This window comes from Kitasatospora sp. NPDC058162 (assembly GCF_042884005.1).
In the GTDB taxonomy this organism is placed as follows: Bacteria; Actinomycetota; Actinomycetes; order Streptomycetales; family Streptomycetaceae; genus Kitasatospora.
In genome coordinates this window covers 90,681-98,202 of sequence record NZ_JBHVUS010000028.1, presented here as the reverse complement: position 1 = coordinate 98,202, position 7,522 = coordinate 90,681, and the positions used below count along the sequence as shown (strand labels likewise).

Below are 7,522 nucleotides of genomic sequence, written 5' to 3'. Positions count from 1 at the left end.
GCCGTGGCCCCCCCCGGGGGCGCCGGCGCACCTCCCCGGCGATGTGGGGGGTGGCCCCCGGGGGCGCGACCCGGCTCTTCGCATGGTGCCGGTCGGGCACTGCCGGTCAGGCGTTTCGACGGTGGCACCGCGCCTTCACCGTGACACCCCGCCCCGGAGCGACCGGAGCGGCCGGAGTGTCGCAAGGGTTTCCTTCAATTCGTTTCCCGCCACGCTGGGCCGCGCTCATGCATTTCCGGTACGTAGGCGAGGACGGCGTGGGCACGGTCCCGGGAGACGGCACCGTGCCCAGGCGTGGGCCCCGGCACGGCCCGGGCGGGCCGTGCCGGGGCGACGCGGTGCGCTACCGCCGGCGGGCGGTGATCAGGCGCTGCAGGACGATGAAGACGAACAGCAGGGCGCCGATGACGATCCGGGTCCACCAGGAGCTGAGGGTGCCCTGGAAGCTGATGATGGTCTGGATCAGGCCGAGCACCAGCACGCCGAGCAGGGTGCCCAGCAGGTAGCCGGAGCCGCCGGTGAGCAGGGTGCCGCCGATCACCACGGCGGCGATCGCGTCGAGTTCCAGGCCCACCGCGTGCAGGCCGTAGCCGGAGAGCATGTAGAAGGTGAGCAGGACGCCGCCGAGCGCGGAGCAGAAACCGCTGATCGCGTAGACGGTCGTCTTGGTCCGCTGCACCGGCAGGCCCATCAGCAGCGCGGACTGCTCGCTGCCGCCGAGCGCGTACACGTTCCGCCCGAACCGGGTGTAGTGCAGGACCACGAAGGCGACGGCGACCACCAGCAGTGCGATGACCGCGCTCGGTGAGACGAACAGGTCGCCGAGCGGGATCCGGGTCTGCGCCATGGCGGTGTACTGCGGGTCGGTGATGGAGATCGACTCGACGCTGATCGTGTAGCACAGGCCGCGGGCCAGGAACATGCCGGCCAGGGTGACGATGAACGGCTGGATCTCGAAGACGTGGATGATCCAGCCCATCAGCCAGCCGCCCGCGGTGCCCATCAGCAGGACCAGCGGGATCACCAGCAGCGGCGGCCAGCCGTGCTTCTCGACCAGCCAGGCGGAGACCATGGTGGACAGCGCCACCACCGCGCCTACCGACAGGTCGATGCCGCCGGTCAGTACGACGAAGGTCATGCCGACCGCGACGACCAGCAGGAAGGCGTTGTCGATCAGGAGGTTGAGCACGACCTGGCCGGAGAAGAAGCCGTCGTACTGCGCCGACCCGACGGTGAACATCGACACCAGCAGGACGGAGGTGACCAGCAGCGGGACCTGTCCCCGCACTCTGGTCAGCAGGGCGTTGGCGTTCACGCGCCGACCTCCCGGTTGGTGGTGGTGACAGGATTGGTCCGGGCTCCGCTCCGACGTCCGGCGCCGCCGCGCCTGGCGACCTTGGCCCGGAAGTTCGGCGACTGGATCAGGCAGACCGTGATCACGACGAACGCCTTGAAGACCAGGGTGGTCTCCGGCGGGATGCCGATGGTGTAGACGGTGGTGGAGAGGGTCTGGATGATCAGCGCGCCGAGGACCGTGCCGCCGATCGAGAAGCGGCCGCCGTTGAGCGAGGTCCCGCCGATCACCACCGCGAGGATGGCGTCGAGTTCGATCCACAGACCGGCGTTGTTGCCGTCGGCGGCCGAGACGTTCGAGGACACCATCAGGCCCGCCAGTGCCGCGCACAGCGCGCTGAACACGTAGACCAGGGCGACCAGGCGCATCGCCCGGATGCCGACCAGCCGGCTGGCCACCGGGTTGCCGCCGACGGACTCCAGCAGCAGTCCGAGCGCGGTGGAGCGGGTCAGCAGCACGGTGGCCAGCACCACCACGGCGCTGAGCAGGATCGCGAACGGCATGGTCAGCCAGTAGCCGCCGCCGATCAGCTGGTACGGCTCGCTGGTGATCGTGATGATCTGGCCGTCGGTGATCAGCTGGGCCAGGCCTCGCCCGGCGACCATAAGGATCAGGGTGGCGATGATCGGCTGCACGCCGATCCGGGCCACCAGCACCCCGTTCGCGACGCCCAGCAGCACCGCCGTGCCGAGTGCGATGCCCACCGCGCCGAACACCGTACCGAGGCTCGCCGGGTCGGCTGCCTCGCTGATGTGCTGGCAGGCCAGCGCACCGGCGATGGCGACGGTGGAGCCGACCGAGAGGTCGATGCCGCCGGTGGCGATCACCAGGGTCATGCCCAGCGACACCAGGATCAGCGGGGCGCCGAAGTGCAGGATGTCGACCGTACTTCCGTACAGGTGACCGTCCTTGAGGTGGACGGCGAAGAAGTCCGGGGTGAAGGCGAGGTTGGCGAGCAGCAGCACGGCCAGCACCACGGCCGGCCAGAACAGCCTGGACCGGGTCACCGCCCTGGCCCACGGGGTCGTCGGTGCCGTGGTCATTCTTCCGCTCCGCTCGCGATGGTGGCCAGGACGCGCTCCGGGGTGAGCTCGCCGTCGTTGTCGAGCTGGGCGACCATCCGGTGGTCACGCAGCACGCCGACCCGGTGGCTGAGCCGCAGCACCTCCTCCAGTTCGGCGGAGATGAACAGCACCGCCATGCCCTTCTCGGCGAGGTCCGCGACCAGCTTCTGGATCTCGGCCTTGGCCCCGATGTCGATACCGCGGGTGGGCTCGTCCAGGATCAGCAGCTTGGGGTCGGTGATCAGCCAGCGGGCGAGCAGCACCTTCTGCTGGTTGCCGCCGCTGAGGTTGCGCACCAGCGCCTCGGGGTTGCCGGGGCGGATGTCCAGGGCGCGGATCCAGCGCAGCGCGTACTGCTCCTGCGCGGTGCGCGACAGCGGGCGCGTCCAGCCGCGGGCGGCCTGCAGCGCCAGCACGATGTTCTCCCGGACGGTCAGTTCGCCGACCAGGCCCTCGGTCTTGCGGTTCTCCGAGCAGAACGCGATGCCGTGGGCGATCGCGTCACGCGGGTTGCGCAGGTCGACCTCGGTGCCGTTGATCCGCACGGTGCCGCGGTCCTTGTGGTCGGCGCCGAACAGCAGCCGGGCCGCCTCGGTCCGGCCGGACCCCAACAGGCCCGCGAGGCCGATCACTTCGCCGGGTCGGATGGCGAGGTCGTACGGCTCCACGGCACCCTTCCGGGCCAGGCCCTCGGCCTGTAGGAAAGCCGGGCCGGCGACCGGGGCGGAGCGCTCGCCCCGCTGGCCGCCCGCGAGTTGGTCGAGTCCGGCGAGTTCGGCGCCGATCATCCGGGAGACGAGTTCGACCTGGTTGAGCTCGCTGGTCAGGTACTCGCCCTCCAGCCGGCCGTTGCGCAACACCGTCATCCGGTCGCAGATCTCGTAGATCTGGTCGAGGAAGTGCGAGACGAACAGGACGGCCACGCCCTGGTCGCGCAGCCTCCGTATGACGGCGAAGAGCTGGTTCACCTCGTCGCGGTCCAGGCTGGAGGTCGGCTCGTCGAGGATCAGTACCTTGGCGGAGACGTCGACCGCGCGGACGATCGCCACCAGTTGCTGGACGGCGATGGAGTAGCTGTTCAGCGGCGCGCCGACGTCGATGTCCAGGTCGAGTTCTCGGACCAGTTCGGCTGCCCGGCGGCGCATCGCCGCCCAGTCGATCAGGCCGAACCGGCGGGGCTCGCGCCCGATGAAGATGTTCTCCGCGACCGACAGGTTCGGGCAGAGGTTCACCTCCTGGTAGACCGTGCTGATGCCGGCCTGCTGGGCCTGCAGCGGCCCGGCGATCCACACCTGCTCGCCGGCCAGCACCACCTCGCCGCCGTCCGACGGGTGGACACCGGTGAGCACCTTGATCAGCGTGGACTTCCCGGCGCCGTTCTCCCCCATCAGGGCGTGCACCTCACCGGGGAAGAGCCGGAAGTCGACCCCGTCCAGCGCCACCACCCCGGGGAACTCCTTGCGGATACCCCGCATTTCCAGGACCGGTTGCTGACGCACCCCGGTTCTCCTCTCCTCGTGCGACCCGGCCCACCGGGGAGCGATCCGCCGATCGCTCCCCGGGCCGGCCGGGCCGGTCAGTACTGGCGGGTGGGCAGGGCCGCGGTGGCCTGCTCGGGAGTGAAGGTGCCCTCCTCGGTCTTGATCCGACGCGGCACCTGCTCACCCGCCTTGACCTTCTTCACCAGGTCCATCAGCTGGTCGCCGAGCAGCGGGTTGCACTCGACGTCGTAGTTGATCTTCCCCTGGGTCATCGCGGTGAAGGCGTCCTTGACTCCGTCCACGGAGACGATCTTGATATCGGCGCCCGGCTTCTTGCCGGCCTCCTCGATCGCCTGGATCGCACCGAGCGCCATGTCGTCGTTGTGCGCGTACAGCACGTCGATCTTCGGCTGGGACTTCAGGAAGGCCTGCATGACCTCCTTGCCCTTGGCGCGGGTGAAGTCGCCGGTCTGCGAGGCGACCACCTTGAACTTCGGGTCGCCCTTGGTGGCGTCCGCGAAGCCGGACTTGCGGTCGTTGGCCGGCGCCGAACCGGTGGTGCCCTCCAGCTGGACGATGTTCACGTCGCCGCTGCTGCCCGCGTACTCCTTGACCAGCCAGTCGCCGGCCTTCTTGCCCTCCTCGACGAAGTCCGAGCCGAGGAAGGAGACGTACAGCGACTCGTCCTTGGAGTCCACCGCGCGGTCGGTCAGGATCACCGGGATGTGCGCGTCCTTGGCCTCCTTCAGGACGGTGTCCCAACCCGACTCCACCACCGGCGAGAAGGCGATCACGTCGACCTTCTGCTGGATGAACGAGCGGATCGCCTTGATCTGGTTCTCCTGCTTCTGCTGCGCGTCGGAGAACTTCAGCTCGATGCCGGCCTTCTTCGCCGCCTCCTGGATCGACTTGGTGTTCGCGGTGCGCCAGCCACTCTCCGCGCCGACCTGCGAGAAGCCCACCACGAGCTTGTGGCCGGCCCCCTTGTCGGCCGAGCCCCCACCTCCGCCGGAACCGCACGCGGTGAGGACGGCAACCATCGCACCGGCGGCCAGGACCGACGCAACTCTCTTGGACATGTGGGGACTTCCTCTCGGGATCGTCGATCGCGCGAACGGCACCGGCTGTGTGAACGCGAGGTATCGTCGCCGTTTCGCTCGGGACCGATTGTTAACGCTAACAATTGACCCCGGCAAGGCCTCCGCGCCGTGTTACCCAATCTTGACCAGGACGGACCGGCTACCGGAGGTGCTCTCAGTCCGGTATCCACGTCGGCCAGTTGACGCCCGGAGCACCCGCCCCCTGCCGTTCGGGACCGGAACCACCGGACACGCCTCGGAGCCGATCGGGGCAGGTCGCGGCAGCTCATCGGCACACGACCGGGATCCCGGTCGGTAGAGGTCGGGCGATCGCCCGGGGCGCTGAGGCGGTCGGCGTGACAGGCCCACGCCGGCCTGGGCGGGCGGCTTCCTGCCGGCTCCGCCGGCCCTGGCCCGGGCGCGCAGGCCACGGCCGCACAATGGCCGTGCCGGGCCCAGGGGCGCTCCCGCCCCTGGGCCCGGCACCCGTCAGAACCATCGGCACCCTGCTCCGCCCGCTGAATCGCACTGCGGACGACCGCCGGTGCCCCGGCGGCTCAGCCCCAGGGCTGGGCGACCAGCCAGCTGGTGTCGGCAGCCCAACTGGTACTGCTGTCCCATGCGTTGGAGCCGCCGTTGTCGGCGATGTAGGCGGTGTAGTTGTAGTGGCGGAGGTACTTCGTCGGGAAGTTGACGGACCGGAAGGAGGTGCCGACCCCGCTGTTGCCAGTGGTGGGGCAGAAGGTGGCGTCCTGCGCGAAGGAGCCGACGCCGCTGTCGAAGTCCAGGTAGAGCTCGTAGTTGTAGTGGTGCAGGAACTGCCCGGGGCTGTTGGCGGACTCGAAGGACAGGCAGGAGGAGTCGGCCAGGCCTGCGCGGACGATCCAGGTGGCGTCGGCCTTGTCGTTGGCCGAGCTGGCGGAGCCGGTGTCGGAGATGACGACCTTGGAGTCGGTGTCGTTGTGGCGGAGGTAGTGGGACGTGCAGCAGGGCGCGGTGGTGGCCTGCAGGGAGATCCGGGAGCCGGGGGTCAGCGTGCCGGTGCCGGTCGAACCGCTGTTGTAGCCCGCGGCGGTGATGTTGGCCTGGACCGCGTTCTCGGTGGCGTCCGACGGGTAGCCCTGGGTCATGACCCCCTCGTAGAAGGTGCCTTGGGCCCACTTGCTGTTGTCACCGCCGATGCCGAGGATGATCGCGCCTTCCTTGTGCATCGGGTCGTAACCGGTGGCGTTGGGGCGTGCGCCGTTGTAGAAGGTGGACAGACCGCCCGACTGGGCGTCACCCCCGCGGAGGGCCCACTGGTTCGGGCCGCCCTTGAGCATGGCGGTCAGGAATCGGTTGCTGACGCTGGGGTCATTGGCGTTGAACCCTCGGTTCACCCCGGAGAACAGGCCGTTCTCCAGGTCTGCCATGACCCACGGGCCATTGCCGCTGCCCGAGCCCCAGCTCTTGTTGTTGCCGAAGTAGAGGGCCTCCATGTGGCCGTTGCCGGTGTCCAGGTTGTTCGTCTCGGCGTTGCCGTAGTCGAAGCAGCAACCGCCGTTGAAGTGCGTGCCGTCGAAGATGGCGTACATGCCCTCGGGCTGGTCGCCGGTGGCGATGCCGTTGGTGTTGTTGTTGCGGTAGCCGGTCCCGGGGGCGACATAGACGCCGTACGCCTTGTGGCCGGCGACGGTGACCGGCGCCTCGACGGCGTTGGCGAGGTTGTCCGGCCCGCCGGCCGCCCCGCCGGCGGGCGCCTGGGTGAGGTGGTTGCCCTTGCCGGACTGGTCGTAGAGGACGGTGATGACGCAGCTGGTGCCGGCGCAGAAGGAGTCCTGCGCGGCGGCGTCGGCGTAGCCGCCGGCGCTCAGCAGGCCGATGTCCCTGGTCGCATTGTCGACCGCGCGCCTGACCTGGTACAGCGGGCCGTTGTACGTCCCGTACAGGGCCCGGGTGGTGCTGTGCGCCGCCACGCACGGCGTGCCGCCCGCGGCGTAGATGTCACACGGCCCCTGGGTGGCGGCCTGCGAGGGAGTGGCCGTGGCGGTGAACAGGCCGGCGGCGAGCGCAGCGGTGGTACCGGCCGCGAGGAACGCGTGCCGGAGGCGGTTCAACCACGGTTTGATCATGAGGAGTTCCTTCACTGGGTGGGGTGGGGGTGGGGCGGGCGCCGACGAACCTCCCGGTGTCCGGCTGCGCGGACGGCTCGGGTTGCGCTGACGCCTGCGGGTCCGGTGCGGCTTCTGCCCTTCTGGGCACCGGACCCGGCACAGGGGCTGCTGGTCAGCTCCGGGGAGAGGCGGCGAGCCGGCTGGTGTCCTGGGCCCACGACGAAGGGCCGTCCCAGGAGTCGGTGCCGCCGTTGCTCGCGACGCGGCCGGCTTAGCGGCAGTGGCGGACGTACCTCTCCGGGACGTTGAAGGACTTCGGGGAGTAGTCGGCGCCGCTGGTCCCGTGCTGGGCGCAGAAGGTGGCGTCGGCGGCGGAACTGCCGAACGTCACCGGCGTTCCGCCCACCGCCGGCGTTCGCCAGGCGCGGCTCAGCCGTGTTCGGGTGGTCAT

The 7,522-nt window shown here is 69.8% G+C and carries 6 protein-coding genes; all 6 read right to left on the bottom strand.

The genetic code is table 11. From position 1 onward, the window contains the following. Nucleotides 1–343: 343 nt before the first annotated feature. A complete protein-coding gene (gene yjfF / locus ACFVXG_RS34340) occupies nucleotides 344–1,315 on the bottom strand; it encodes a galactofuranose ABC transporter, permease protein YjfF (protein WP_387933284.1) in 972 nt (323 codons plus the stop codon). Further along, nucleotides 1,312–2,397 carry an ABC transporter permease gene (locus ACFVXG_RS34335; protein WP_387933282.1) on the bottom strand — a complete coding sequence of 362 codons (1,086 nt, stop codon included), beginning with the start codon at nucleotides 2,395–2,397 and terminating at the stop codon, nucleotides 1,312–1,314. The genes yjfF and ACFVXG_RS34335 overlap by 4 nt, the downstream gene beginning before the upstream one ends. Further along, nucleotides 2,394–3,893, bottom strand: a complete 1,500-nt coding sequence (locus ACFVXG_RS34330; RefSeq protein ID WP_387933316.1) for a sugar ABC transporter ATP-binding protein — start codon at nucleotides 3,891–3,893, stop codon at nucleotides 2,394–2,396. The genes ACFVXG_RS34335 and ACFVXG_RS34330 overlap by 4 nt, the downstream gene beginning before the upstream one ends. A gap of 101 nt (nucleotides 3,894–3,994) precedes the next feature. Then, nucleotides 3,995–4,978 (bottom strand): ABC transporter substrate-binding protein, encoded by a 984-nt coding sequence (locus ACFVXG_RS34325; RefSeq protein ID WP_387933280.1) that lies wholly within the window; start codon nucleotides 4,976–4,978, stop codon nucleotides 3,995–3,997. A gap of 557 nt (nucleotides 4,979–5,535) precedes the next feature. Beyond that, complete coding sequence (locus ACFVXG_RS34320) at nucleotides 5,536–7,089, bottom strand: alpha-L-arabinofuranosidase B (RefSeq protein WP_387933278.1); 1,554 nt, start codon at nucleotides 7,087–7,089, stop codon at nucleotides 5,536–5,538. A gap of 253 nt (nucleotides 7,090–7,342) precedes the next feature. Next, nucleotides 7,343–7,522 (bottom strand): AbfB domain-containing protein, encoded by a 180-nt coding sequence (locus ACFVXG_RS34315; protein WP_387933276.1) that lies wholly within the window; start codon nucleotides 7,520–7,522, stop codon nucleotides 7,343–7,345.